27 protein-coding genes and 2 pseudogenes are annotated in these 26,854 nt (G+C 68.8%); 19 read left to right on the plus strand and 10 right to left on the minus strand.

Translation table 11 applies throughout. The features are described from left to right. Positions 1-278 precede the first annotated feature (278 nt). A complete protein-coding gene (locus H305_RS0134060) occupies positions 279-1,475 on the minus strand; it encodes an MFS transporter (protein ID WP_028804408.1) in 1,197 nt (398 codons plus the stop codon). A 224-nt stretch (positions 1,476-1,699) separates the two neighbouring features. Then, a pseudogene (locus H305_RS47800) lies at positions 1,700-2,149 on the minus strand (ATP-binding protein); the annotation flags it as partial. Between the two features lie 65 nt (positions 2,150-2,214). Here H305_RS47800 and H305_RS0134070 point away from each other — a divergent pair. After that, complete coding sequence (locus H305_RS0134070; RefSeq protein WP_028804409.1) at positions 2,215-2,511, plus strand: hypothetical protein; 297 nt, start codon at positions 2,215-2,217, stop codon at positions 2,509-2,511. A gap of 423 nt (positions 2,512-2,934) precedes the next feature. On the opposite strand, the gene H305_RS0134080 is transcribed toward H305_RS0134070, so the two are convergent. Next, positions 2,935-4,146 (minus strand): alkaline phosphatase, encoded by a 1,212-nt coding sequence (locus H305_RS0134080; protein WP_037766189.1) that lies wholly within the window; start codon positions 4,144-4,146, stop codon positions 2,935-2,937. Positions 4,147-4,366: 220 nt separating this feature from the next. Further along, positions 4,367-4,777, minus strand: a complete 411-nt coding sequence (locus H305_RS49585) for a helix-turn-helix domain-containing protein (RefSeq protein ID WP_028804411.1) — start codon at positions 4,775-4,777, stop codon at positions 4,367-4,369. 173 nt (positions 4,778-4,950) lie between these two features. Here H305_RS49585 and H305_RS49590 point away from each other — a divergent pair, with 173 nt between their 5' ends. From H305_RS49590 to H305_RS0134115, 5 genes are all read left to right on the plus strand, one after another. Further along, a complete protein-coding gene (locus H305_RS49590; protein ID WP_051371256.1) occupies positions 4,951-5,571 on the plus strand; it encodes a hypothetical protein in 621 nt (206 codons plus the stop codon). Between the two features lie 127 nt (positions 5,572-5,698). Beyond that, positions 5,699-5,941 carry a helix-turn-helix domain-containing protein gene (locus H305_RS0134100; protein WP_028804412.1) on the plus strand — a complete coding sequence of 81 codons (243 nt, stop codon included), beginning with the start codon at positions 5,699-5,701 and terminating at the stop codon, positions 5,939-5,941. A 211-nt stretch (positions 5,942-6,152) separates the two neighbouring features. Next, the gene (locus tag H305_RS0134105) at positions 6,153-8,318 is read left to right on the plus strand and encodes a DUF3289 family protein (RefSeq protein ID WP_028804413.1); all 2,166 of its coding nucleotides are present in this window, start codon (positions 6,153-6,155) and stop codon (positions 8,316-8,318) included. Between the two features lie 13 nt (positions 8,319-8,331). Then, positions 8,332-8,904 (plus strand): hypothetical protein, encoded by a 573-nt coding sequence (locus tag H305_RS0134110; RefSeq protein ID WP_199791495.1) that lies wholly within the window; start codon positions 8,332-8,334, stop codon positions 8,902-8,904. A gap of 59 nt (positions 8,905-8,963) precedes the next feature. Further along, positions 8,964-9,194, plus strand: a complete 231-nt coding sequence (locus tag H305_RS0134115) for a hypothetical protein (protein ID WP_028804415.1) — start codon at positions 8,964-8,966, stop codon at positions 9,192-9,194. A gap of 79 nt (positions 9,195-9,273) precedes the next feature. Here H305_RS0134115 and H305_RS0134120 read toward each other — a convergent pair whose 3' ends face one another. Beyond that, complete coding sequence (locus H305_RS0134120) at positions 9,274-9,459, minus strand: hypothetical protein (protein ID WP_028804416.1); 186 nt, start codon at positions 9,457-9,459, stop codon at positions 9,274-9,276. Between the two features lie 569 nt (positions 9,460-10,028). On the opposite strand from H305_RS0134120, the gene H305_RS0134125 reads away from it, so the two are divergent. Beyond that, positions 10,029-10,496, plus strand: coding sequence for a hypothetical protein (locus tag H305_RS0134125; RefSeq protein ID WP_028804417.1), 468 nt, complete (start codon positions 10,029-10,031; stop codon positions 10,494-10,496). A gap of 53 nt (positions 10,497-10,549) precedes the next feature. Here the strand turns inward: H305_RS0134125 and H305_RS55235 are convergent, their stop codons facing one another. The 3 genes from H305_RS55235 to H305_RS0134140 form a co-directional block, all read right to left on the minus strand. Beyond that, entirely contained in the window at positions 10,550-11,464 is a 915-nt protein-coding gene (locus tag H305_RS55235) for a NucA/NucB deoxyribonuclease domain-containing protein (RefSeq protein ID WP_234021353.1), read from the minus strand. Positions 11,465-12,709: 1,245 nt separating this feature from the next. Next, positions 12,710-14,602 carry a sensor histidine kinase gene (locus H305_RS47820; protein WP_051371258.1) on the minus strand — a complete coding sequence of 631 codons (1,893 nt, stop codon included), beginning with the start codon at positions 14,600-14,602 and terminating at the stop codon, positions 12,710-12,712. After that, the gene (locus H305_RS0134140; RefSeq protein WP_028804418.1) at positions 14,599-15,279 is read right to left on the minus strand and encodes a response regulator transcription factor; all 681 of its coding nucleotides are present in this window, start codon (positions 15,277-15,279) and stop codon (positions 14,599-14,601) included. The genes H305_RS47820 and H305_RS0134140 overlap by 4 nt, the downstream gene beginning before the upstream one ends. Before the next feature lie 177 nt (positions 15,280-15,456). Between H305_RS0134140 and H305_RS0134145 the strand changes: the two genes are divergently transcribed. The 5 genes from H305_RS0134145 (at position 15,457) to H305_RS0134160 (ending at position 18,736) form a co-directional block, all read left to right on the plus strand. Next, positions 15,457-15,855, plus strand: a complete 399-nt coding sequence (locus tag H305_RS0134145) for a hypothetical protein (RefSeq protein ID WP_028804419.1) — start codon at positions 15,457-15,459, stop codon at positions 15,853-15,855. A 30-nt stretch (positions 15,856-15,885) separates the two neighbouring features. Then, positions 15,886-16,101, plus strand: a complete 216-nt coding sequence (locus H305_RS0134150) for a hypothetical protein (RefSeq protein ID WP_028804420.1) — start codon at positions 15,886-15,888, stop codon at positions 16,099-16,101. Between the two features lie 34 nt (positions 16,102-16,135). Then, a complete protein-coding gene (locus H305_RS53645; protein WP_158690623.1) occupies positions 16,136-16,648 on the plus strand; it encodes a hypothetical protein in 513 nt (170 codons plus the stop codon). Between the two features lie 126 nt (positions 16,649-16,774). Next, the gene (locus H305_RS0134155; RefSeq protein WP_158690624.1) at positions 16,775-17,722 is read left to right on the plus strand and encodes a S1 family peptidase; all 948 of its coding nucleotides are present in this window, start codon (positions 16,775-16,777) and stop codon (positions 17,720-17,722) included. Positions 17,723-17,827: 105 nt separating this feature from the next. Then, on the plus strand, positions 17,828-18,736 hold the full coding sequence (locus tag H305_RS0134160; RefSeq protein WP_028804422.1) for a hypothetical protein: 909 nt from the start codon (positions 17,828-17,830) through the stop codon (positions 18,734-18,736). A 17-nt stretch (positions 18,737-18,753) separates the two neighbouring features. Here H305_RS0134160 and H305_RS0134165 read toward each other — a convergent pair whose 3' ends face one another. Both H305_RS0134165 and H305_RS0134170 read right to left on the minus strand, forming a co-directional pair. After that, positions 18,754-19,350 carry a hypothetical protein gene (locus H305_RS0134165; protein ID WP_234021354.1) on the minus strand — a complete coding sequence of 199 codons (597 nt, stop codon included), beginning with the start codon at positions 19,348-19,350 and terminating at the stop codon, positions 18,754-18,756. A 201-nt stretch (positions 19,351-19,551) separates the two neighbouring features. After that, entirely contained in the window at positions 19,552-20,457 is a 906-nt protein-coding gene (locus tag H305_RS0134170) for an AraC family transcriptional regulator (protein ID WP_028804424.1), read from the minus strand. 144 nt (positions 20,458-20,601) lie between these two features. On the opposite strand from H305_RS0134170, the gene H305_RS0134175 reads away from it, so the two are divergent. The 7 genes and pseudogenes from H305_RS0134175 (at position 20,602) to H305_RS0134205 (ending at position 26,828) form a co-directional block, all read left to right on the plus strand. After that, a complete protein-coding gene (locus H305_RS0134175; RefSeq protein WP_028804425.1) occupies positions 20,602-20,919 on the plus strand; it encodes a putative quinol monooxygenase in 318 nt (105 codons plus the stop codon). Between the two features lie 96 nt (positions 20,920-21,015). After that, on the plus strand, positions 21,016-22,011 hold the full coding sequence (locus H305_RS0134180; RefSeq protein WP_028804426.1) for an alpha/beta hydrolase: 996 nt from the start codon (positions 21,016-21,018) through the stop codon (positions 22,009-22,011). 9 nt (positions 22,012-22,020) lie between these two features. After that, a pseudogene (locus H305_RS47825) lies at positions 22,021-22,513 on the plus strand (NAD(P)H-dependent oxidoreductase). A gap of 327 nt (positions 22,514-22,840) precedes the next feature. Beyond that, a complete protein-coding gene (locus H305_RS0134190) occupies positions 22,841-23,950 on the plus strand; it encodes an aliphatic sulfonate ABC transporter substrate-binding protein (protein ID WP_028804427.1) in 1,110 nt (369 codons plus the stop codon). 40 nt (positions 23,951-23,990) lie between these two features. Further along, a complete protein-coding gene (locus tag H305_RS0134195; RefSeq protein WP_028804428.1) occupies positions 23,991-24,788 on the plus strand; it encodes an ABC transporter ATP-binding protein in 798 nt (265 codons plus the stop codon). Continuing rightward, positions 24,775-25,701: an ABC transporter permease gene (locus H305_RS0134200; RefSeq protein WP_028804429.1), complete on the plus strand. Its 927-nt coding sequence runs from the start codon at positions 24,775-24,777 to the stop codon at positions 25,699-25,701. Before H305_RS0134195 ends, H305_RS0134200 begins: the two co-directional genes overlap by 14 nt. Positions 25,702-26,039: 338 nt before the next feature. Further along, on the plus strand, positions 26,040-26,828 hold the full coding sequence (locus tag H305_RS0134205) for a GntR family transcriptional regulator (RefSeq protein ID WP_028804430.1): 789 nt from the start codon (positions 26,040-26,042) through the stop codon (positions 26,826-26,828). Positions 26,829-26,854 lie beyond the last annotated feature (26 nt).

The following is a 26,854-nucleotide window of genomic DNA, read 5'->3' on the forward strand; positions in this document are numbered from 1 at the left end:
TCAGCGGGGTTGGCGAGAGCGTCGGGGAGGGTTTGCCACCGGCCGTGTCCGCACCGCCACCACACTGCATCGCGGGGTCCGCCAGCCTTGAGGCGGTCCAGGGTGGTGAACAGGATGGGGATGGCTGGCTTTGTCGATGAGACAGAACACCGCATCTCGATGAGTCCTGGCAGCGGTTCCGGTTCAGTGAGGCGGAGAATGTCGGTGAGTTTTGACACCGCTTGGGGGTGCTCGGTTCCTTCCTCGGTGTCCTGATGCTGGCCGTCTTGTGGCTCGTGTCAAGGTCGTTCGTTCTCGACTGCTGCGGAGTTCCGCAGACCGCCGAGAGCCAGGACCGTCATCGCCATCGCGGCCCCCGCCACCACGCCGAAGCCGCCGTGTGCACCGCCCGCGTCGACCACCCGCCCCGTGACCGCCGCGGCGGCTGCTATTCCTGCCGCGCTTGCGGAGTTGCCCCAGGTGAACGCCTGGGTGAGGACGGCACGCGGGACCGACGCCTCCGTGAGGACGGAGCCGAGGATCAGCAGAACCGGAACGGCGAGTCCGGTCAGGGCGAGGGTGGCGCCGATCGCGAGGGGTGCGTCGAGGATGGTCAGCGGGAGACTCGCGAGGGCGAGGCCGGCTGCGGCTGCGGCCTGGTGACGTCGGAGTGAGCCGCCGCGGTGCCATGCCCCATAGGCCCAACCACCCACTAGATTGGTGCAGTTGGAGGCGAAGTAGAGCGGTGCTGCCGCGTCCGGTGTGCCGCGTCCGACGGCGTATGCGGTAACGGACACCTGCATCGCGCCGAAGAACACCCCGAGCGTGAGGCCGAGCGCGACCTGTAGCAGGAATGCGGAGCGGAGTAGGGCGCGGCCGGCGTGACGGCGTTCGGCGCGGCCGGTGAGGGGCGGCATGGTGCGGCGCTGGGTGGCGAGGGCAAGCCCACCACCGACGACGAGCGCGGCGGCGAGCAGCACCCCGGCGCCCGGGCGGCCCGCCGCGCCGAGGACGCTCACCAGGGCCGGGCCGGCCAGGTAGGACACGCCGTTGGCGAGGGCCTCCAGAGCGAAGGCGGTGGGCAGCGCGGCAGCCCGTTCGCCGGACAGCAAGGCGGACCAGCGAGCGGCGGACAGGGCGCCGAGTTGGGGCAGTGTTGCCCCGACGAGTACTCCGGCGACGAGGTCCGGGACGGCGTCGGCGAGCAGCAGCGCCACAGCCCCGGCATGTGTGCCCAGCGCCCAGGGGAGCACCCGCGCCTGCCCGAACTGGTCGACCAGACGCCCGATCTGGGGCCCGGCGAGGGCGTCCGCGACAGCGAATCCGCCGGTGACGAGGCCCGCGGCGGCATACGAGCCGGTGCGTGCGTGCACCAGCCAGACGATGCCGATCCCTGTCATGGCGATGCCCAGACGCCCGACAGCGGCGGGAAGGAAGAAGGCCGCGGCACCCGAAGTGCGCAGCAGGGTGCGGTAGTTCGCCGAAGCCGAAGGCACGGCGCATCCCTTTCGCCGCCCGGCGGGACGCGCCAACGGGGGCGTCGGCGTCCGATGTGCCGACCCGTGGCTGCGCCTGAAGCCGTCCAGTGGTGGCGTGGAGCGGGGACGCGCACCCCACGCCGACCTCATCACCGGGCAGATGTCATGTGGTAGTTGATGACCTCCTTGAGCGTAGAGGAACGGCGTGCAGAAACGAACAGGGGACGGGCCTGTTGTGATCGTCAGTGAGTGGCCTGTTCGGTCCTGGCTCGGGTCTGGGCGAGGCGGAAGGAGTCGGTGCCGGTCTCGATGATGTTCCCGCCGAAGGTAAGGCGGTCGACGATGGCCGCGCAGAGCCGGGGATCGGTGAACGTTTTCGTCCAGCCTCCAAAGCTCTCGTTCGAGGCGATGGCGACACTGTTCTTTTCCTCCCTTTCGGTCAAAACCTGGGAGAGGAGTTCAGCTCCGCGTTTGTCGAGTTCCATGTATCCCAGCTCGTCGATCGCGAGGAGGTCGACGCGTCCGTAGCGAGCGATCGTCTTCGTCAGGACCTTCTCGTCGGCGGCCTCGACGAGTTCGTTGACCAGCTTGGTGGCCAGGACGTACTTCACCCGGTAGCCGGCCATCGCGGCTTCGGTGCCCAGAGCGATCAGCAGGTGAGACTTCCCCGTGCCGGAGTCTCCGGCACAGCAGGCGTGGGGCATAGACCGTCTCACCGGTGCTGGTCGGCCCGAACACCGCGTCCAGGAGGGTGCGGGTGTCGCAGGAAACCAGGACCAGCACGGGCGGCCCCGGGAGTCCCACCACTTCCCCCACGGACGGAACCAGCACGAATCCCACTGCCGCCACCGCGCACGGCGCTCCGCCTGCCGACCCGCACGACCAGCTGGCCGCGCTGCGCCGGGAGCTGCCCGCCCGTGTGGAACACATCGAGGGCGGCTATCAGCAGGCCGTGGACTCCGCCCACAAACTGATGACGGAGTTCGAGGAGGCGCACCGCCTGGGAGTCCAGCTCGGAAAGGACGCGCTCCCGGCCGAGCAGCGGATCGAGTGATGGAGAAGCTGCCGAAGGTCCGGGCCGCGGCCCAGGCCAGCGTGACGACGCTCGAACAGGTGGAAGCGCTGATCCTGCAGGTCTGACCGGTACGGTGGAACCCGGGTCGTCGTGTACCGGCGGGCTTCTCAAGACAGTTGAGGAGCCCGCCTCCCGTCCTCACCAAAGTGGTGCCCGGCGGGTCACGCGACTGGTTCAGTCACGTGCCGAGAGCGGGCAGGCCGCCCGAGGCGGCACGCACGCTCTCGGCGCGGGCGGTGGGTCCGTCTCGCAAGCGAGGCGGTCAAAGTTCCGTGAGAACGCTCAACCTTCGGTGAGACGGAACAGCGGATCTTGCCGTTGTGCACCGAGTGCTTAGTCTCTGTGGGGAACCGAAGGAACGAGCTGATCAGGGCTAGAGGCGCTCGGTCAGCCCGGTGTCGTTCAGCGGCGCGTGAGGGCCTGGCGCAGCACGTCGTATACGTAGGTGTTGGCATGCTTGCCGGTGAAGCGGTCGGACAGCGGGCCGGCCGCGGTCACCGGAACGTCCACGCCAGTGTGGCCGGATGTGGTCCAGTCGATGTAGAAGCTCTTGTCACTGCCGTGGATGCTGAACGGGCCGTCCTCGGCGGAGATGCCGGTGCCGGATTCGTCTGCGGCGTCCGAGTCCTCGACGGCCAGGCCGCCGGTCTCGTGGTCGCCGGTGACGACCAGCAGGGTGTCGGGGTGGGTGGCGACGTAGGCACGGGCCACGGCAACCGCCTTTTCGAGCTCCTGCATGGACTGCAGGACGCGGGTGCTGTTGTTCGAATGGGCGAACTCGTCCACGCCCTCTTCCTCGACCATGAGGAAGAAGCCCTTCTTGTTCTTGTCCAGCGTGCTCAGGGCCTTGCTGGTCATGGTGGAGAGACCGACCACCGGGCTGTACACGTCGCCCTGGCCCTCGGCGCGCTGCTGGAACATCTCCTCGTTGGCGAAGAGGCCGAGGAGCTTGCCGCCCTTGGCGCGGCTGAGCTGGTCCGCGCTGGAGACGTAGGAGTAACCGGCCTTCTGGGCCTTGGTGATGAGGTTGCCCTTGGTGCCCTTGCTCGCCTCGGACGGGTCCTCGGCGGGCTGGTCCTTGAACGCGCCGGGGCTGCCCGCGGGCAGCCACCAGTCCTCGCCACCGCCCAGGATGACGTCGGGCTTGCTGACCTCGATGTACTGGCGGGCGATCTCGTCCTGTGCCGAGCGGTTGGCGGTGTTCGCGAAGAAGGCCGCCGGCGACGCGTCGGTGACCTGCGCGGTGGTGACCAGGCCGGTGGCCTTGCCAGCCGCCTTGGCCTGCTGGCCGAGGGTGGCCAGCGGGTTGCCGTCTACGTCGACGCTGATCGCACCGTTGTAGGTCTTCTCGCCCGTGGCCCACGCGGTCGCCGCGGCGGCCGAGTCGGTGACGACGGCCTTCGGGTCGTCCGGCTCGGTGGTCAGCTGGCCCGAGGCGGGGAGCTTGTCCATCGCGAGCCGGCCGCCCATGCCGGTCAGGTGCAGGCGGGCTGCCTGGCGCGCGGCGGCGCCCATGCCGTCGCCGTTGATGAATATGACGTTCTTGGCGGTCGCGGTCTTGGCCGACGCGTTCGGAACCGAGGCCGACGCGCCCAGCGTCGGGTTGACCACCATCGTCACGACCGCAGTGGCAACCGCGGCGGCTGCGGGAGCGGCGAATCGCCGAGCCCTACGAACATCCAGGGACACAACGTCCTCCGTTAGTGTTCTTACCCATTACTTGAACGCGAACATAAGTTCCCTTAGGAGGATGTTGACCAAGAACAGATGACCAGTACACGAAGAGATCTTCACCGAGAGGTGAAGGCGCAGGCCCCGTACTTGTTCGGGCAGGTCACAAGAAGACGGACTCCGCCACCTGCCGGCCGCATGCCCCGCGCGTCGCTAACGGCCGCTCGGTGCCCGTGGGCGGTTCTCGCAGAAGACGACGTATCACTGCAATGCAGGCGGCACAGACTTCGTTGAGGGCTTCGCAGATCCGCCGACGGGAGCCGACGTCGTCCAGTGCTCGCTTTTGCAGTTCCAACGCCGAGATGTATGTCTTGTCGTAGCCGAGGAGGTCACCCAGGGCAGTCTGGTTGAGACCGTGGACCCGCCGGTAAAAGCGCAGTACATCGGCCAGCTCGTCCGTTGCCAGGACCAGTTGGGCCTGCGGGGTAGCCCAGTGCCACTGGGCGTGCGCCGAGGGCCGGCGGAGCCGGCTGCCGCTTGCGTCCGCTCGCTTCACGATCTCGCCGACGGCCATCGTCGGCTACATCCGCTCGTCGTCGTCCAGTGTCTGGTCGACCACGTCGTCTATGACCAGCGGGAACAGGCCCGAAAACACCATCTGGACAAGCTCGTCGACATCCTTCACACGCATGTCAACGATGCGTCACGACACTCCGTCACCACCGAAAGTGAGACAGGGCCGCTCGTTTGACACACCCCCACCGGGACGGCGCACCCTTACCGCCGACCTCACCGGCCGCCGCCCGGCCGGTCCTCCCGCCCACACCCCGCACCGACGCCACCGGCGAGCCGGAACGGGACGGTGCCCCCTCGCCCCGCCAAGGGCTGGACTGGGCCCGCCGCACCGAACTGGCCGCCATCGTGCTCGGCGTCCTCCTCTCACCCCTCATCGCGGCAGCCGGCATCTGGTACGCCAACACCCAGGTCCGCGACCAGCTCACCATCACCCAGGAAGGACAGATCACCGACCGGTACACCAAAGCCGTCGAAACCCTCGGCGACGACGCCATGGACGTCCGTCTGAGCGGCGTCTACGCCCTGCAGCGCATCATGGAGGACTCCCCCCGCGACCACCCCACCGTCGCCAAAGTCCTGGCCACCTACGTCCGCACCCACACCAGCAAACCCCCTAAGAAGGGCGGAGAGGTGCCGGCCGACGTGCACGCCGCCCTGACTGTCCTCGTCCAGCGCGACGCCACCCGCGACAAGTCCTTCTCCCTCGACCTGCGAAACACCCACTGTCCGGCATCGAACTCCCGCCTCGCTACCGTGACTCCGACCCCTACGCAGTGCCCACCGACGTTCTGACCGGCGCGGACATGTGGATCGGCACGAACCTGGCCGACGCGGACCTCAGCCGCGCGGACCTGGCCCTCGGGGAGCATCGGAACGGGAATGAGCGGTAGCAGGATGATCTTGATTCCGGTTCGGTGACGTGCCCGTTTTGCCTAGTCAGCGGGCTCTACGCGCCCGCGCCCGGGGCCGGGTTGGCGGACGCCGGTCGAAGCTCACCGAGGACCAGGCCGCGCTCACCCAACGGCTCTACGACGAGCGGGAGAAGACGGTCCAGCAGATCGCCGACATGTTCGGCGTGCCGCGGTCGACGGTGTACGGGCACCTAGACAAGACCAGGACCGTGCCTCGCCAGCCGAAGAAAACCGCGGTCACGAAGCCCTGAAAGCTACCGGTGGGTTACTTGTTCCCTGGTGTCCGGGCTAGGACTCCGGGGCCGAACAGGGCTTACCAATCTCCCAAACGTTTCAATTTCGCCTCTACCACACCTTGGGAACCATCCCCCACGCATGCTAGCTTCCCCGTTCGATTCCGAACTGCCGTGACACAACGGCAGTTTCGAGAGAACAGGCATGTCTTCAGACATGGGAGGCCCCATGAACAGAAGCGCCACCGTGCCCCTCGGCGCGGCCTTACTCCTTCTCCTCGGCACGGTCGTGCCCGCCGCAGCGGGAACCCCCGGCGACGGCGCGGCCACCGACGGGGCGACGCTCTACCGCGACGACACGGTCGACGTCTCCTACCGCCAGGTCGCCCCCGGCGACGCGGCGTGGAGCCAGGTTCCGGCCGCCCTCCGCGGCAGAGCGACGGAGGGCTCGTACGTCGCCCGGCTCCAGTTCGAGAACGTCTCCGATCACCCCGTCTCCAAATGGTCGCTGACCTTCGAGCTCTCTGACCTCATCACGGACACCTCCGCCGCGAAGCTCGCCGCCCCCCAGGACGCGCGCACGACACTCCAGGGCGTCGGCCCCACGAACACCCTCCAGCCGGGCAGGATTGAGACCGTCTGGTACCGCGCCGAGCCCGGCGCCAAGGCCGATACCCCGACCTGGGCGTCCTTCGCCAAGCACGGCATCTCGCCGACGGAGGACACCGACGGCGACCGCCTCCCCGACGACCTGGAGGTACGCGCCAAGCTCGACCCCAAGTCCGAGGACACCGACGGCGACGGCCTCTCCGACTTCGCCGAGCTCGGCTACCGCTTCAGCTCCCCGCTCAAGGCCGACACCGACGGCGACGGCACCAAGGACGGCGCCGAGGACCCCGACAAGGACGGCCTCACTGCCGCCCGCGAGCTCAAGCTCCGCACCACGCCCACCCGCGCCGACACCGACCAGGACGGCCTCTCGGACGCCCGCGAGCTGAAGCTCCGCACGGCGCCCACCAAGGCCGACACCGACGGCGACGGCGTCCAGGACGGCGAGGAGACGAGGCTCAACGCCTCCCCCCGCGCCAAGAACTCCGCCTTCGACGTGACCCGCCGCGCGGACGGCGGCGCCACCGCCGCCGAGGCCACGCTCAAGGGCCTGCGCGCCAAGCAAGTCGGCGGCTTCCAGGTCACCAGGCTCCCTGCCAAGCAGCGGGAGTTCCCGGAGTCCACTCCGGGCTACCTCGGCAACGGCTTCCAGGTCTCCGCCCCCGCGGACGGCGCCGCAAGGCTCACCTTCCGCCTCGACCCCGACCGTACGGAGGGCACCGCACCGGCCCTCTACCGCTACGACGAGAAGGCCCGCCACCTCGTCAAGCAGTCGGGCCAGCGGCGCAGCGGCAGCACGATCACCGCCACCGCCACGGCCGACGGCTCCGCCAAGTACGTCGTCCTCGACAGCCACGCCTTCGACAAGGCAGGCCCCAAGGCCCCTGGCAAGCGAATCCTCTCCGACGACCCCGGCGACGGCGGAGACCCGGGTGACCCGCCCCCGACCGACATGCTGATCCACCAGTCGTCCTTCCGCGAGGGCCACCGCAAGGCCCCCGACCCCCTGCACCCGCCCGTCCCGGCCGACCCGCGCGTCGCCGACGACCTCACCTTCAACGACTACAACTTCGACGAACTCACCGACCTCGGCTTGGAGTTCTGGGTCGCCCGCATCACGCCCGAGTCCTGGATGTGGGCCGAGTTCAACGACATCATGAACTTCGGCAAGCTCGGCGCCGACGCCGACTACGCCCAGTCCGTCGACGACCTCCGCAACGCCTTCCGCTACGGCCGCGGCGGCCAGGGCGCGGGCACGGTCACCGTCGACGACAACTTCGACCCCGGCCGCTACCTCTACAGCGGCTCCGGCACGGCCCTCTCCCGCGCCGTCGGCGCCTCACCGCAGGAGAAGGCGTACACCGACAAGGCCGGCCAGATCATCAAGCAGTCCCTCATCGACAACAAGGGCCGCACCGATCAGCTCAAGGTCCAGGAGGACCTCTCCCAGAACTTCCTCTTCCAGGAGTTCCTCCGCCAGGACGTGAAGTACCCGGTGTACGACTTCTCGCTCTGGGACGGCAACCAGCGCGCCCTCTCCATCGCGATCCACCAGTTCCACGGCCACACGATCGCGCTGAAGGACTACAAGATCGAGGGCAACTCCTTCTCCGGCAAGCTCGTCTTCCACTCCTACGACCACTTCGGTCTCGACCCGGACGACGAGATCACGGAGTACGGCTTCATCGACTGGTTTACGCTCCAGCACTATGACCGGTTCGACGGGAAGTTCCCCCCGCCGATCGCGCAGGCGGACATCGAGATCCCCATCAGCGGCACGTTCTGACCTCGCCGACCTGATGCCCCCCAGGCGCTCGCCGGGCCGGGTCCTGGCCGTCACGCTGCTCGTCGTGATGGCCGGGTACCTGGCCTGGCGGGTCGCCGTCCTCGCGGGCCTGGAGGCCCACTTCGGCAGCGGCCTCGACGAGCAGCGCTTCAATCGGCTGCAGCAGGAGTACGACCGCCGCGAGGACGCCTTCGCCCGGGCCGACGCCCGGATGCGGAAGCTGATCGCGGAACACCCCCGCGCCGAACGCATCGACTGGAGCCAGTACCGGACCTGCGTCCGCGAGCCCGGCCGCCCCTCCGACACGTGCACGACGACGCCCCCGCGCGACCAGAAGGTGTACGACGCCCTCTGGGGCGTCAGCGTGATCCTCTACCAGCCCAAGGACGAGGGCCGCACGTTCTACCGCTTCTACCACGAGGACCCCCCGCGCTACACGATCATGCGCGCCCCCGAGGACACCGCGGAGGAGGCCGAGGAGTACGCGGACGCCCACGGCTTCCGCTCCACCCGCCCCCTCGGGCCCGGCTGGACGATCCTCGGCCCGATCGACGACATCGGCCGCGAGGAGAAGCAGTTCCCGTAGGAGGGCTCGCGGAACGCTTCGCCGGGAAGCAGCAGGCACGAGAGGAGACCCCCACCCCCGTGAACACGTTACTGATCACCGCCGACCGTGTCATCGCAGGCCCCGCGGACCGGGTGACCGCCGACGGCGCCGTGCTCGTCGACGAGAGCACGGCGCCGTATCCGCCGTCGGCCCCGCCGCCGAGCTGGACGCGACGGACGCTCAAGCGGGCGTTCGCTGCACTGCGCCGGCAGGCGCCTGCCTGCACGCACTGCCAACCCGGCAGCGATCTCGGGTATCTCGGCGGCTGAGGCTACGATCGAGCTGCGGCAGGCGCGTCATCCGACATCCCTCGGGGTGGGTGGGCGATAGCCCTACGCTTGCCGCACCTCAAGCACTCCGCGGCTTCCGGCCCGTCGCCTTCTTCGCGGTCTTCCTGGCCGCGGTCTTCCCGACCGTCTCGGTCTTGGCTGGAGTCTTCTTGGCCGGCGCCTTCTTCTTCGGCATCTCGTGCACAGTGGCGTCCTCGCCGCGGGACTTGCGTGCCTTGGCGACGGACTCCTGGAGGGCGGCCATCAGGTCCGCGATCTGGCCCGGCTCCTGCTCTGGCGGGGTCGGGCTACTTGCTGCGTGGGCGGCGCCCGAAGAGGGCCTGGCGCAGGGTCGGATACTGCATCTGGATGTCGGGGCGGCAGGTAGGGCAGTGCCGGCCGTCTTCCGGCGGGGCAAATTCGTTGTCGTAGCCGAATCTGGTGATCGGCAGGCCGCACCGCTCGCACGGTGGGACGGGTTCCGGCTCGGGCTCGGAGGTCCTTGGGCCCCGGGATTCCAGCTCGGCCTCCCGCTCTCGCCGGCGTTTGTCCTCCGCTCTCTCGTACTCGAGGCGGCGTCGCTGGTCGCGGGCGCGCCAGGCGTCGTGGTCAGCGGGGTTGGCGAGAGCGTCGGGGAGGGTTTGCCACCGGCCGTGTCCGCACTGGGCCAATGTGATACGGAGGACATTCTGGAGGGGCTACGGGCTCAGCAGCGTGGTCGGTGCGTGGTTTGGTCTGGGCCTGTTGACCAGATCCCACGCATGTGCCCGTCGAGGTGGCGCGGGCCTACCATCTCGGGGATGGCCAGTCGTGTGTGATGTCGAAGGGGCGCTCATGGCGGAGCTTGTGCGGCAGCAGGATGTGGATGCGTACGTGGGCTTCCACGCCTTCGGGTTGCAGGAGTCCGATGACGCGGACCTGCCGGTCCCCTTCCCGGACGACTTCAACCGGCATGCCTTCCTCAGCACTCATCCGGGACGTCTGGACATCACCAGCGGCGGCCATACCCACACCGCCACAGTCGGCGTCGAAGTGTGGGACGGGCCGCCGCCCGTCCAGAACCGGTCCGACTGGGATGAGGTGGCCGAAGCCGAATTCGTGTCAACCAGTGGTCAGGTAGCCGTGTGGTCCATGCACACGGGCCGGATGGACGACCTGATCACGCTGGCGGATTCCGGCGGTTCGTGGCACGTCCGTGTCCACTGTGCAGGCCGGTCCGAGGCCGCAGCCCTGTCGGAAGGCGAGGGCACCGGCCACGGCGTGGAGCGCTACCTCGTGCAGTTCTGGCCCGCCAAATCGTGAACCGGCTGCGGCGGGAGCGCTTGTGCCAGGGGGCGCTCCCGCCGCAGCACAGGTCAGGTGACGATCTTGACGATAAAGCCGTCATCCAGTCCGTCGATGATGCGGTTCTTGGCGTAGAAGCTCTTCAGGAGGGAGCCGCCGGCCTGGTTGTCGTCGCCCGGGATCGGCTTCGCGGAGAAGTTGAACTTTTGTGCCTCTGGGTCGTAGTCATGCTCCGCGGCTCCTTCATAGGTGCTCGCGAAGGGGTACTCGTCGCATTCCTTTCCGCCGCTGGTGTAGTTGGGGCCCCAGTACCGCTTGCACTGCTTGACTGCCGCCTTGCGGTTGTCGTCGATGCGACGTGAGCTGACCGTGCGGTGGAGCGGATCCGCTGCCGCCTGCCCGGGCACCTTCTTCGCCGACATGTACGGCTTGGTGTCCTGCGGGACGAGGAATGCCTGGTTGATGTGCTGCGCCTCGGCGCGCTCCTCAGCGCCCCGCTTCGCGCTCAGGGTGAGTGCGGTCAGGTAGCTGAACGTGGCGGCGCCTTTCCTGGCCGGGTTGCCGCCGCCGGTTGAGTTGGCGAGGTACGTCGCGGCGTCCCAGCGCGGTGCGAGCATGAATATGTTGCCCTTGAGGTCACCGGTCAGCGTGGCGTTGGGCGGCGGGGTGATGGAGATGGACGGCTGGTAGACGGCGAACAGTTGGTCGGCGGAGCCGCTGCCTTGGCCGGGTTTGGCGTTGACGGTGTCGTTGAAGTTGCGCTGGGCGGAGAGTTCGGTGAAGGTCTTGGTTCCGGGCATGTGGCCGCCGCGGGTGTAGCGGGCGCCGGAGGGCCAGCTCTGGGGTATGCCGGCTTTTGTCGTGATCTTCATGGCGGCCACTTCGGTCTCGCCCTGGGCCACCATCTCGGTGAAGTAGTACTGGAAGTTGATCGTGCGGCTGTTCTTGGCGATGGTTCCCACGACGCGGACGTTGAACTGGCTCACGCCGACGGGCCTGCGGTTGACGACCCAGGTCTGGACGAACGAGGCTCCTGAGCAGACTGCGAACCGAGACTTCAGAAAGAAGTTCGTGGTGCTGCCCAGTCCTCTTTTGCATTCGTCGAACGTCATCGTCCGCGACGGCTCCGGCGCAGTGATCTGTGCGCCCGGCCTGGGTGAGAGTCCGCTCTTTGCGGGTGCGGCAGCGGACGCACGGCGCGCCAGCGGCGCGTACGAGCGGGCAGGTCCAACGGTCTCCTGTGCCATCTGCGCACCCGGCTCTGCGCTCCGGGCAAGCTCGCGCAGCCGCTCCGTACCGCCCTCGCTCCGTAGCTCCTTGAGGGACGGTGCCGCTGTTCCCGCCGGCAGCACGTAGGACTCCACGCGCAGGTCTGCGGGACTTTCCGCTCCAGCGATGGCTGGGGCTGCCGCGGACAGGAGAGCAACAGTCGTCATCATTGTCAGTGCCCGTCTGCGGGCACGACGGAGTAAGACTCCGTTCACGATTGAACCCCCGAACTCAGCTGGTGCCGGACCTCACGCCCGAACACCTGGTCGAGAAAAGATCCATCGAACAAACGACCGCAATTGCTGCAGCCTCGCGGGGATGGCGAGAAGGGCACGGCTCATTGGCCGAGACCGAAGGCTCTGCCTCATCGGGACCGCTTCGGCAGCGGGCGGCCGTACCCGCCTCTCGCGCCTGAGTATGAGCGGGGCGTCTTGGGTCGCGCTGCCGTACGGATGTTCGCGCGGGTCGAACGTCCCTTGACGGGTCGGCCACGACTGTCACGACGCGGTGATCAGAGGGCGGCATCGCGCCGAGGATGCCAACTGGCGGTGCATGATCGCGTCTTCGAGCCACTGAGGGGGACTTTATGCTGATCACATTCCGGGGTGGCTGTGGCTGCGGCCGTCATGGCAGGTGCGCTGCTGGCGCCCGTTCCAAGGACAGGCCCCTGGGCGCTGGCTGCTGCGGCCCTAGAGCGCAGCATCGGGCCCGAGTTCATACCGCGTCGATGTGCGCGGTCGCGTGCAGGTCACCCGTACCGGAGCATGACCAACGCTGTCACGAGCAGGATCGTGCCCATGATGGCCCACCAGGTGAGGTCTTGTTGAGTCCGGTTGGCGAGTGCTGTCGCCAGGGTCGTCGCGTAGAGAACCTCTCCATGTGCGCCGCCTGCGGACCATCGGCGCTACGTCGAAGGGGCACCCGACGGCCCGGCACCTTGTCGATCCGGGAGCATCGCTCGCTCAGGCGGGAATGACCAGAGGGAGATCGGCGGTGACGGTGGCGCCTTGAGGCGTGGTGAGGATGGTGAGGGTTCCGCCGATCTGCTCGACGCGTTCGTGCATGGACTGGATGCCCACGCCGGGCGTCCACGGCTCGGTGCAGCGGCCGGTGTCCGCGACGGTGACTCTCAGCGACGTGGCGTCGTGCAGGGCCAGGGTGAGTCTGGCCCTGGCACCGTCGGAGTGCCGGGCGATGTTGGTCACCGCCTCCACCGCGACCCGGTAGGCGGCGACCTCGACGGCCGCGGGGAGCTGGGGCAGCCGGTTGGGGGCGTCGATGGTGAGGTCCAGGGGTCGGCCGTCGGCGGCGCGCAACGGGGTGACGCGCTGGCGGACGGCGTCGACGAGACCGAACTCGTCGAGCGCCCGGGGTCTGAGCCCGTAGACGATCCGGCGGATCTCGGTGATCGCGTCGCCGACGTCGGCGCGCAGCCCGCGCAGCGTCTCCGCGGCACGGTCCGGGTCGGTGGCGATGAGGTTGACGGCCGCGTCCGCGTTGTAGGCGATGCCGGTCAGGGTGGGACCGAGTCCGTCGTGCAGGTCGCGGCGCATCCGGCGGCGCTCTTCCTCCAGTGCGGTGACCACCCGGCCGCGGGAGACTCGCAGTTGCTCGCTCAGCCTGGCCGCATGCAGTGCCTGGGCGAGCGGCGCCGCCACCAGCTCGACCACCGCCGCCGCGGCGCGGGGCAGCCGCAGGTGCCCGGGGGGAAGGCACACAGCGAGGTCGCCCATGTGCTCACCGCCCGCGTGCAGGGCGGTGAGGGTGGTGTGGCCGTCGTCCACGGTGCCCGCCGTGGCGATGGTGGCGCCGTCCTGGCGCAGCGCGATCCCGGGAACGCCGAGGGTGGAGCGCAGGGTGTGCAGCCACAGCGGTGGCGGGGCGCCGGCCGTCAGGTCCGTGCCGAGCCGGGTCAGCGTCTCGACGGGGTCGGCCGATCTGCCGAACAGCATCTCGTCCATGCTTGCCTCGACCCACTGCCGTACGCGCTGGTACCCGGAGGCGATCACGGCCGCCAGCAGCGCCGGCACCCCCTTGCCCGGCCGGGCCCCCACGGCCAGCTCCCACACCGCCGCGATGCCCTCGTACACGGCAGCGCTGAGCGCCAGCATGACGATGAGCACGGTCGCCCCGCGGATCACCGCCCGCACATCAGTCCGCAGCGGCGCGACCAGCGCCATGGTGATCGCCAGGGGAAGCGGCAGTGACAGTGTTCCGGCGGCGACGACGCCGTAGACAGGGCTCATGGGCAGGGAGTTCTCCGCGGCGAAGAGCAGCATGGCGAGCAGGGCCGTCGCGGCCGAACCCAGCACCAGCCACAGGACCCGGCGCCGGTCGTCGCCGGAGGTGACCTCGAAGAGCGTCCAGGTGCCCGCGCAGATCGCGGTCGCGGAGGCGATCTCCGTCGCCACCAGTGCGGCCGGACCGCCCCGTACCGACGCCGCGGCTAACCCTGCCCCGGACACGATGACGCAACCGTCCGCCCAGCGCAGCAGCCGGATGGCCGGACGTCTCTCGACCACCCGGAGGGCGGCCAGGGGCACGACGACCGTTGAGGCGAGCACGGCCAGCACCACGGCGAGGGAACGGGCCCCGGTGGCGAGCACGAGCGGAGTGCTCAGCAGCATGACCGCGGACACGGCCAGCAGCCAGGGCGCCGCCGCGTCCGGGAGACGGGCCATGACCACTGCACAGGACGCCGCCAGGCAGCCGCCGACCATCACCGCCCAGATCACCCACTGCTCCGACGAGGGCGGCGGCGTGAACCACAGGGAGGCGACGGCCGTACCGGTCAGCAGCGCGAGAGCGGTCCACAGCGGAGCCGGGCGACGCCACGTCCGAAATCGCGCCGTCATGGTCCGGAGTGCGGCGTGCCGCCGCCCAGCCCGTGCTCCCTGGCCAGGATCACGGCTTCGGTCCTGCCGCTCACCCCCAGCTTGGTGAAGATGGCGGACAAATGGTTCGAGACGGTCTTGGCGGCCAGCGCCAGGTCGGCCGCGACCCTGGCGTTGCCGTGCCCCAGGGCGATCCGGTCGAGCACCTCGCGCTCACGGGCGGTCAGTTCGGGGAAGGGTACGGTGGGGACGGGCAAAGGCGCCGGATCGAGGTGCCCCAGGAGGCTGGCGGCGACTGCGGGCCCCATCACGAACTGCCCGGCCGCGACCGAGCGGATGGTGGTGAGAATCTCCTCCTGCTGCGCCCCCTTGAGGAGATAGCCGCGGGCGCCGGCCCGCATCGCGGACACCACCGTCTCGTCGTCCTCGAACATGGTGACCACCATCACCGCCACGTCCGGCAGCAGGGCGGCCAGCTGTCGCGTGGCCTCGATCCCGTCCATGGCCGGCATCTGAATGTCCATCACCACGACGTCCGGCCGGCTCAACTGGGCCTCGCGCAGCGCCTCTTCGCCATTTGCCGCCTCCGCCACCACCTCCACGCCGTCCAGCGAGGCCAGCAGGGCCATCATGCCGCGCCGTACGACGGGATGGTCGTCGGCAACAAGTACCCGGATCGGCCGGGTGGTTGGACGCATGTCCCGATGATGGCCGACACCGGTTCCCGACGGGGAGCCCTGGCTCCCGGGACGTACGGGAAATCCTCCCGGGTCTCCGGGACACCGCTCCGATGCGTCCCGGGCGTCGCGTGCCCGATGCTCGGTGGACCGGGCCGCCGCGTCGGCGTCCCTCAACCACCGGACAGGCGAACCGACATGAGCCAACTGACAGCCTCATCCGCCCTCACCCGCAAGAACAAGGCGGGTCTCGTCCTCGCCGCGGTCGTCGGCCTTTTCGACCTGGGCAACGTCTTCGACATCCCGGCGGACGACACCGGCGCCCCGGGGCCCCCGACCGGCGTCCTCGTGGCCGACGTCGTCCTCGGGGTGATCACCCTGGTCGCGGTCTTCTACACCTGGCGTACGGGCAACCGGACGGGGTGCCGGGTCGTGGCCGGGGCACGGATCATCGACGTGCTCACGGCTCTCCCGGCGCTGTTCGTAAGCGGCGTCCCGGCCTGGGTCGTGCTCGTGGTCGCACTCTTCGTGCTCCTCAGCGTCGTGACCATCGCCCTCGTCCTGTCCCGTCCGGCCCCGGGCCCCGCGACACCCTGACCCTCGACCGGCACCACGAAGGAGCACGCCATGGCCGGAAACCGCTATTTCACCTGGGACGGCTACTACCGCGGCCCCGGAGCAGGCATCGGCTTCGTCCTCACGCTCGGCCTGATCATCTACGAGGTGACACACCCCGGCACCATCGACCACTTCCTGGAGCATGTCCGACCGCGGCTCCCGGACCACCTGCCCACGCCCACGATCACGCCGCCGAGCCCGCCCGGCGACGTACCCACCCCGTGAACGGCGTACCCACCCCGTGAACAAGGAGGCACGCATGCGCAAACACCGAGGACATCTCGCCGCCGCTGCGGTGCTGGCCGCCCTCGCGACCATGGCCGCGCAGTGCGACGACAGCCAGGACGGCTCCACACAGGGCGGCGGGCAGAGCGGCGGACGGCCGGCCGCCTCGGCCCGCTCCACGCCCCCGAGCCACGACGAGAAGCCGCCTTCCAAAAAGCCCTCCCCGAACCAGCGCGGCACGACCCCGCCACCCGACCCCTACACGGGCCTCGTCAGCGTCAACGACATGCGCGCGCCCCTCGCCGCCGACGGCAGCAGTCAGGTCAGCTGTTCGGCTCTCGACTCCCAGTTCACGGTGACCCCCTACAACGCCCGGGCACGCTGGCGGGCGCGGTGGCCCTGGACTACAACCGCAGAACAGCCAGCGGCAGTACAGCAGCGGCAACGTCGCACGGGACGTGGTCCTCCAGCCGTCCTCGGGCACGCTGGAGCTGGGCTAGTCGGCGACGGTGCACATCTGCGCTTCTCTCTGGCTGGATTGGGCTGACGGTACGGCAGGCACGATGATTACCCAGTTCAGCGGCCTGCGCCGGTGTGTGGCGGGTGCGCGACAGGTGTCGCGGACCGAGGCGACCCTCGTGTGCATCAGTCGCACAGGCGCCAACTTCTGCTCATGGAGCGAACTCAGGCCAGTGTTCACCATGACGATCCCGAACTAACGTGCGGGCAGTCCGTCCGGGACGCGGGCGACACCCCGAAGCTGGTTGCCCGCAGTACATCTGAGCTCAACTCAATCCACCACAAGCTGGACCAGCTGGGAAACATCCCCAATACGGCGTGGGGCATCGAGGCCAGGACCAACCAGGTGAGCGTCGAGATCTTCGACGGAGTGTCGGCGGTCAGCCGGGACCGGATCGAGAAGGTCGCGGAGGCTCACCCCGGTGCGATACGCATCGACGAGGTCGACAACAAGCTGAAGTTCAAGGCAACTGACCACCGCGGCGCCAACGGAATCACCTCCAGCGGCTGGCTGTGCAGTGCCGGGTTCAACACCAAGAACTCCTCGGGGACGATCTACACGCTCACCGCCGGTCACTGCGTGCCGGGCACCGGCAACACCTGGTACATGGACTGGAATGGCCAGAGGATCGGTACCCAGACCGCGTACAACTTCGGCACTGGTACCACCGGCTACTGTGACGGGGCCACGCGTGGTTGCGACTGGGCGACCATCAAGGCGGACGATCCCGACATCAATCCTCTCGGGACCGTGAGGTATTGGGGTGGCGACTACCACCAGATCGACAGCTCCCGCTACCCGGCGGAGGGTGAGCATATCGATCGGATCGGTGTCAGCAGTCAGGATCTGACGGGCAACGTCACGAAGACGAGCGTGACTGTGAACATCGAAGGCAAGACTCTGTACAGCATGATGGAGACGAACAACTGTGCTCTGGGTGGAGACAGCGGCGGGCCTGCGCTGAACGGATCGACAGCCCTGGGCCTTCTCTCTGGCGGGACCGACGAGACCACGTGTACATCCTCCTCCAGCGGTACGTACCGCAACTACTTCACGAAGGTGCAGACCGTGCTCAATGAGCGCGGCCTTCACGTCTACTGACGGCGCGAGTCCGTTCGACTGCCGCAACCGGTGAACCCCTTTTTGGCCCGGCTACGTCACAGGGACAGAACAGCTAGCTGCCGATCCGTACGTTTGGGAGGAAACATGCGCATCAGGACATCGCGCCCGGTCGGTCTGCTTGCTGGGATCGCCTTGTCCGCTGTCGGACTGGCGGCCGTCTCCGGTTGCGGCAGCCAGAAGGTAGCGGCCGACGGTGACACGGATCGGCTCACAGACCGTGCCCAGCAGGTCGCCGAAGCCTGGGACGGCTCAGCCGCTGCTGCAACATGGCGCGCTGGCTACTACCGCATGGGAGAAGCGGTCCAGTTGCCGAGGGGCGGTCTGCACAGCAAGGCCGACAAGCAGGCCTATGAGAACCGGAACTTCATTCTGAGAGGCGAGTTGCCCGGCGATGGACCCCAGAAAGGCCAGGTCACGTGGCCCGCGGGTGACTCGCTCACCAGGCCGCTGGTTGGTGCAGATCGGTCGTACAGGGCCCTGGCCGACACCCACGTCGGCGGAGAACCGCACCTCTCAGTGACCGGGGCGGAGCTGGGCAAGATGACGGTGGTCACCAGCCGTGGGCCGGCGACGGTCCCGGCCTGGCTCTTCACCCTGGACGGCTACACCACTCCCCTCAAGCAAGCTGCAGCCGTCCCGTCGAAACTTCCTCCGTCGCCGATCAAGGCAGTCCGTGACATCCCCGGCTATCCGCTCAACCGACTCATCAAGATCACCGACGACGGGCGTTCGGTGACTGTGATCGCCCTCCATGGCGTCTGCGACGACGGAGCCGAGGTGGGTGTGCTAGAAACACGCGGAAGCGTCGCACTGTCGGCCGCGGTCAAGGGCCACAAGAGCGGTGGTACCTGCACCAAGCAGGCGAGAATGCGGCAGGTGACGGTGAAGCTGGAACGTCCCGTGGGCGACCGCGTCCTGCTCGACGCGCGCACTGGCCAGCCCGTTCCTTACAAGGGACTGCGCGGGATCTCACCGTCGTCGAGGGGGAATTGAGTCCTCCGCTGCTGTGGTCACCGGTTGACCTGGGCCATCAGCTCGCGGTTGGCCGCCCGTGCGGCGGTGAGGTCCTCGTCCCGTTCGTCGAGTTCGACGCGGAGGTCAAGGACCTGCTGTTCCAGCTCGGTGACCTGGCGGGTGAGCGTTTCGACGTCTGCCGGGGCGCCGAGGCCGGAGGCTTCCCAGGCCGCCTGTCCGAGGGACTCGGACAGGCGGCGTTCGAGCCGGGTGATGTGCGCGGACAGGCGGCTGTTGCGGGCCGTGAGGTTCGCGACGTCGGCCAGCAACGACTGGCGGCTGACCTGCGTGCCCGCCGCTGCGCCGGGCGGGGGCTCGGCCGCGCGGGCGAGATCAGCGGCGTGCAGGTCGTCGTGCCGATGGATCAGACTGCGGTGAACGCCAGCGGCGCGGGCGACTGCGGAGACGCTGATCTCCTCACCGTTGACGGCGAGCTGGTCCAGGGCTTTGAGGACGCGGGCCCTGGGGCATTCGGAGTCCGCGGCCCGCGCTTTGACCAGGTGCGCGGCCCCGGACGCGAAGGTGAACCCGTCCGGGGCCGCGTGACGGCCGACCTCCAGGACCGCCTGATCAGCGCATTCACCGCCTTCCACCAGGACAAGTCCTGCCTTCGCCCGCCTCCGCCTGCAGACCAAGGCCGACGGCGACCACGGCGGGCCGAGCCTGCCCTTCCAGCCGAACTCGCCACGTCCGGCAACCGGCGACTGCTCCTGCAGTTCCAGACCGCCGGAACCCTCCACACCGCCGCCCTCACCCCGCACGTCGCCTGACCGACCGTGGTCAGGCACCGCCACTCAGGGCAGGACACCAATGGGGGCGCGCACGGCATCGCGCAGGCGGGCGGCGTCCCGGCTGGGCGGCGCGCCGAACTGGCGACGGTACTCCCGGCTGAACTGGGAGGGGTTGTCGTAGCCGACGCGGTGGCCGACTCCGGTGACATCGCCCGGGTGGGTGGCGAGCAGCAGCCGAGCCTCCTGCAGTCGGATCTGCTTCTGGAACTGGATGGGGCTCATCGCGGTCACCGCCTGGAAGTTGCGGTGGAAGGCGGAGGCGCTCATGCCGGACATCCGTGCCACGTCCTCGACCCGGAAGGGCTGCGCGTAGTGCTCGCGGATCCAGCGCACGGCCCTGGAGACATGACTGAGGCTGCTGTCGGCGAGGCCGAGATGCCGGACCGTGGCCCCCTGCTCGCCGGTGATCAGCCGCCACAGGATCTCGCATTTGATCAGCGGGGCCAGTACCGCCCGGTCGCGGGGCTCGTCGAGCAGCCGCAGCAGCCGGACCACCGCGTCGAGCAGCGCTACCGGGGCGTCGCTGACGGCGATGGCCGAGGGCGTGCCTCCGCCGACGCGGGGGGCGTCTCCGGGGCCGGCCTGGAGGAGCAACTCGGCGACGGCGGAGGGGTCCAGCGTGAGTCCGAAGCCGAGCGCCGGCTGTTCGGGGCCGGCCTGAGTGAATTGTCCGGTGACGGGCAGGTCGACGGATGCGACCAGGTACTGCCCCGGACGGTACTCGTAGACCCGGTCGCCCAGAGCGAGTCGTTTGGCGCCCTGGGCGATGACCGCCAGCACCATGCCGGACATGGACGGGACCGGCGGATCCGCACGGTCGACCTTCGAGACGAGGACGCCGTCGATGGCGGTGGTCCAGTCGGGGCGCGCATGCCGGGCCAGCAGGGTGCGGAGCTCATCGAGGTGCATGCGTCCATTGCAGCACCGTCGCGGGTCATGGCTCCCGTACTCACGAGGATCGTGCAAGTACGGGAGAGCATCGTTCTAACATTTCCGCAGGTCAGGTGGATTGAATGGAACGACCGAACTCCAACACCGACCAAGAAGGCAATCATGATCGCCAACTACGGCTTCAGTGCCACCCTGACCGTCAGGCCGGGCATGGGCGACCGGCTGGTCGACCTGCTGCTGACCGGCCTGGACGAGGGCAGCCCCGGCGCGAGCGAACAATGCGTCGTCTACCTGGTCTCCCGCTCCGCGTCCGATCCCGACGTCGTCCACGTCATCGAGGGTTGGACCAGCGAGGACGACCATCACCGGATCTTCGCCGGTGAGGCCGCCAAGGCCATCGTGGCGCAGATCGACCCGCTGCTGGCCAAGGAGCCCGAGTACACCGACTACGTCCCGGTCCGCGGCAAGGCCGCCTTCTGAAGCCCGATCACTCCCCCGGCCTGCGGCCCCGGCGCCCGCCGAGGCCGCAGGCTGCCCACCCGACCGTCCGGCGCCCCCCCACGAAAGGCAACGATCATGGCCATGGCACGACCCGCCCTGGACCCCGAACTGCGTGAACTCCTGGCCGACATGCCCCTCATATCCCGGCTCAACCCGGAAGTCCTCGCTCACCTGCGCCAACTCCCCTCGCCGCCCATCGAATCCCTCCTCGAACACCGACAGGTCGACCGGCGCGAGATCACCGTGCCCGCCAAGGACGGCACCCCGATCCCCCTGTCGGTCTTCAGCCCTGCGAACACCGATCGCACCGCCCCACCCTGCATCTATTGGATCCACGGCGGCGGGATGGTCATGGGCGACCGCTTCTCCCAGATCGACATCCCGCTGGAATGGCTCGACCGGTTCGGCGCGGTCGTGGTCTCCGTGGACTACCGGCTCGCGCCGGAGGCCACCGGCGCCGTCCTGGTCGACGACTGCTACCGGGGATTGCTCTGGGTCGCTGAACACGCCGCCGAACTGGGCATCGACCCCGCCCGGATCGTCGTCGCGGGCGCCAGCGCGGGAGGCGGCCTCGCCGCCGGCGTCACCCTGCTGGCCCGCGACCTCGGCAGCCCGGCGATCGCCGCGCAGATGCTGATCTGCCCCATGCTCGACCACCGCAACACCACCACCTCCAGCCGCCAGTACTCCGGCGTGCCCGGCGTCTGGACCGGTGAGATGAACGCGTTCGGATGGGGCTCAGTCCTCGGCGACCTCACCGACGCCGAGGTGTCCCAATACGTCTCGCCGGCGTTGGCCAAGGATCTGTCGGGCCTGCCGACCACCTACATCGACACCGGCTCCGCCGAGGTCTTCCGTGACGAGGACACCGACTACGCCACCCGTATCTGGGCGGCGGCCGGCCAGGCCGAACTCCACGTCTGGGCGGGCGGCTTCCACGGCTTCGACGCCCTGTACCCGCAGGCACACATCTCGACCACAGCCCGCCGAACCCGCACCGACTGGCTCGCCCGACTCCTCGAACTGCGCCGCATAGCGCCGCTGAATCCAGCCGACGGTGATCGGCCATAGCTTTCACGGATACGCGGGTCGGACCCACTTGCTGAGCCGCCAGCGAACTGCCCGGCGCGCCTCGATGTCCGCACCCTTCCGGCCGAAGCCTTGCTGCACGCGGACATCGGACACCCGGAGACAGTCCACGCCATCGAGCGTTTCCGTAGCGCCGACGGCGTAGTCATCGGCATCCCGGTCTACAAGGCCGCGCACTCCGGGCAGCTGCAGGCGTTGCTCAATCTACTGCCGCAGTGCGCGCTGGAGTGCAAGACCGTACTACCGCTGGCGACCGGCGGGAGCACGGCACACGTCCTGGCGATCGACTACGAACTGCGCCCGGCGCTCACCTCCTTGGGCCCCGCGTAATCACGCCCGGCTGGTTCGTGCTGGACAAAGACTCCGAGGTGCGGAAGCGCGGTGGTGTCGTCGTAGAGTCCGCCGCACGGGAGGCACCCGAGCGGGTCGCCGACAGTTCTCCGCCGCGCTCGGCGGACGTGTGGCCCTGGAGCCACCAGCGTAAGAGATCCGGATGCCTGGGAAACCGCTGACACGCTGGGCCAATCACCACTGATCCCGAGGATTGAGATTGTCGCGTCCATTATGTGAACGCCCCCTTGGGGGCGGGTGCCACCTTCTGCCACGATCCCTAGCAACCAGGTAGGAAAACTAGGGATCAGGGGGTGGCCGTGGGAGCGCTCAGCTGCGCAGACCGGGTGCTGCCCGTGTTGACCTCGCGTCGTCACATCGACTTCGGCCGTACGCGCAGCGCTATCTGTCGGCCGGTCTGAGACTCAGCACGCCATCCCACACCCCTTTGATCACCCTCCTTCCCTGAGAGGACACCTCCGTGTCTGCCGCAAGACCGCTCACCACCCTGCGCACCCTCGCCGTCATAGCCGCGCTCCCCCTCCTGCTCACCGCCTGCGGCTACGGCTCCAAGTCCACCGATGACGGCAAGCAGACCCCGGCGGCCGCGGCGGGCGCCAAGAAGCTCTCCGCCGACGAAGTGAAGATCGGATACTTCCCCAACCTCACGCACGCCACCGCTCTGGTGGGCGTCCAGGAGGGCCTGTTCCAGAAGGAGCTCGGCGGCACCACGATCAAGGCATCGACCTTCAACGCCGGCCCCTCCGAGATCGAGGCGCTGAACGCCGGATCCATCGACATCGGCTGGATCGGCCCCTCCCCCTCCATCAACGGCTACACCAAGTCGAACGGCAAGAACCTGCGCATCATCGGCGGTTCCGCCTCCGGCGGCGTGAAGCTCGTCGTCAACCCGAAGAAGATCAAGTCCCTGAAGGACGTCAAGGGCAAGAAGATCGCCACCCCGCAGCTCGGCAACACCCAGGACGTCGCGTTCCTCAACTGGATCGCGGACCAGGGCTGGAAGGTCGACGCCGAAAGCGGCAAGGGCGACGTGTCCGTCGTCCGCACCGACAACAAGATCACCCCGGACGCCTACAAGTCGGGCTCCATCGACGGCGCCTGGGTGCCGGAGCCGACCGCGTCCAAGCTGGTCGCCGAGGGCGGCAAGGTACTGCTCGACGAGTCGACGCTGTGGCCCGACAAGAAGTTCGTGATCACGAACATCATCGTGTCGCAGAAGTTCCTCAAGGAGCACCCGGACGTCGTCGAGGCCGTGCTGCGCGGCTCGGTGAAGACCAACGCGTGGATCAACGCCAACCCGGACGAGGCGAAGGCCTCCGCCAACAAGGCGCTGGAAAAGCTGTCGGGCAAGGCGCTGCCCGCCGAGGTCATCGACCCCGCCTGGAAGTCCATCCAGTTCACCGACGACCCGCTGGCCTCCACCCTCAACACCGAGGCGGAGCACGCGGTCAAGGCCGGTCTGCTGGAGAAGCCCGATCTGAAGGGCATCTACGACCTCACGCTCCTGAACAAGGTCCTCAGGGCCGAAGGCAAGAGCGAGGTCGACGACGCCGGTCTCGGCGCCGAGTAACCGGGAACCGCACCCGATGAGTCCCCAGGAGGTGACGACCATGGCCACCACGGTTGCCAAGGCTGCCGAGGACGCCACGGCGGTGACGTACGCCGCCCGTGTCGAGCACGTCTCGAAGTCCTTCTCCGCACCGGGCTCACCCGGCGGACGGCAGCTCGTGCTGGACGACATCACGCTCGACGTCGCACCGGGCGAGTTCGTCACCCTCCTGGGAGCCTCCGGCTGCGGCAAGTCCACGCTGCTCAACCTGGTCGCGGCACTGGACCAGCCGTCCACGGGCACGATCGCCACGGACGGCCGGCCCGCCCTGATGTTCCAGGAACACGCCCTGCTCCCATGGCTGACCGCGGGCAAGAACATCGAACTCGCCCTGAAGCTGCGCGGGGTCGCCAAGCCGGAGCGCCGCGCGGAGGCGGAACGGCTGCTGGAACTCGTACGGCTGCAGGGCGCCCACCGCAAGCGGGTACATGAGCTGTCGGGCGGTATGCGCCAGCGGGTCGCGCTGGCCCGGGCGCTGGCCCAGGACAGCCGACTGCTCTTGATGGACGAGCCGTTCGCCGCGCTGGACGCCATCACCCGTGACGTACTGCACGACGAGCTGACCCGCATCTGGAGTGAGACGGGGCTGTCGGTGCTGTTCGTGACGCACAACGTGCGCGAGGCGGTCCGGCTGGCCCAGCGGGTGGTGCTGCTGTCCTCCCGCCCGGGCCGCATCGCTCGGGAGTGGGCCGTCGGCATTCCGCAGCCACGCCGCATCGAGGACAGCGCGGTCGCCGAGCTGTCCGTCGAGATCACCGAAGAACTGCGTGGGGAGATCCGCCGCCATGGCCAGCACTGACACCGGCGTCGACACCGAGAAGGACGGCTCCATGGTGTCCGAACAGACCCGGGACGCTTACGGTCTGGCGGGGCTGGAAGCCGGCCTCGACGCCCTGGAATCGGTGCAGTCCGGCCGCACGCCGCTGCGCGAGACCCTGATACGCAAGGTCCTGCCCCCCGTCACCGCCGTGGCACTGGTGCTGGTCGTCTGGCAACTGCTGGTGTGGGCGAACGTCGCCCCCGACTACAAGCTGCCCGCGCCCTCCGATGTGTGGGGCGAGGTGCGCGATGCCTGGGTCCAGGGCACTCTGCTCGACTACATCTGGACGTCCGTCTCCCGCGGTCTGCTCGGCTTCCTGCTGGCGCTCGCCATCGGTACGCCGCTCGGCCTGCTCGTCGCCCGGGTGGCCTTCGTCCGGGCGGCCATCGGCCCCATCCTGTCCGGCCTGCAGTCGCTGCCGTCCGTGGCCTGGGTGCCGCCCGCCGTGATCTGGCTGGGCCTGAACGACAAGATGATGTACGCCGTGATCCTGCTCGGCGCCGTTCCCTCCATCGCCAACGGCCTTGTCGCGGGCATCGACCAGATTCCGCCGCTGTTCCTGCGGGCCGGTCGGACGATGGGCGCGACCGGACTGCGCGGGGCCTGGCACATCGTGATGCCGGGGGCGCTGCCCGGCTATCTGGCGGGGCTGAAGCAGGGCTGGGCGTTCTCGTGGCGGTCTTTGATGGCCGCCGAGATCATCGCTTCCTCGCCCGATCTGGGCGTCGGTCTGGGCCAGTTGCTGGAGAACGGGCGGAACAACTCCAGCATGTCCCAGGTGTTCCTGGCCGTCTTCCTGATCCTGCTCGTCGGTATCGTCATCGATCTGCTGATCTTCAGCCCGCTGGAGCGGTGGGTACTGCGCAGCCGCGGCCTGCTGGTCAACCGCTGAACGAACGGATCCCGAGCGGCGGCGGGTGCGCTACCCGGTCCCGTCAGCCAACGGCGCACACGCACACGGCACCGGCCGGCAGAGGCGTCATCGCCTCACAGCGGAGCCGGTGCTGTCGTTGTGCGCGGGAGGCGGGCCGCCTCAGGCATGGGGAGGATCGGCTCTGCGAACTCTCCCGCTGGGCGCCTCGTTGGTTCTCGTGGGGCGTAGGCCACGGCGCTGGCAGATCTTCCCGTCCGTCCAACAAAACCGCAGGTCAGATGGCACCTGATCGCGTGTCAGGTGGCGCAATACTCCAGCAACACCGCTTTCCCTACCAGATAGGTATGGTCCAAAACATGTCAACCGCGGACCGCATCCGAGACCACGCCGGCCAGGGCGCGACCACCGTCGCCGCCCACCGTGCGCGGCGACGGCTGCGCGCGGACCGGGCACGCCAGCTCGCCGACCTGCTCCGCCACCAGCTCCTGGCCGGGGAGTTCCCGGACGGCGCGCTTCCCCACGAGACGACCCTCGTCACCGACTACAGCGCCTCCCGCAACACCGTCCGCCAGGCACTGGACCTGCTTCGGGCCGAGGGCCTGGTGGAACGCCTCCCCGGCGTCGGCACGGTCGTCGTGGCCCAGAAGTACCCTCACGGTCTCGACTGCCTGATGGGCCTCGCGGAAACCCTTCGCGAACACGGCCACGTCACCAACGAAGTACGCACCGTGGGCCCCGTCCCCGCCCCGGCCCCGGTGGCCGACCGGCTGCGCCTCCCGCCCGCTGCCGACGTCCTCTACATCGAACGTCTCCGCCGGCTGAACGGCCTGCCCCTGTCCCTCGACCTCACGTACATCCCCCTCGACCTCGGCACCGCCCTGCTCGGCGAGGACCTGGAGAACACCGACATCTTCCGGCTCCTGGAGACGCTCACCGGCCGACGTCTCGGCCATGCCGAGATCAGCTTGGAGGCGGTGAACGCCGACGCCCACTCCGCAGCCGTCCTCGAAGCCCCGCAGGGCGCCGCCGTCCTGATGCTGGAACGCCTCACCCACCTCTCCGACGGCCGTCCGGTCGATCTCGAGTTCATCCGCTTCCGCGGCGACCGCATCACTATGAGCGGCTTGCTGCACCGCTCACTCTGACGCGACCACCCTCCTTGCCCGACCTC

The organism is Streptomyces sp. 142MFCol3.1, from assembly GCF_000424945.1.
Taxonomy (GTDB): Bacteria; Actinomycetota; Actinomycetes; order Streptomycetales; family Streptomycetaceae; genus Streptomyces; species Streptomyces siamensis.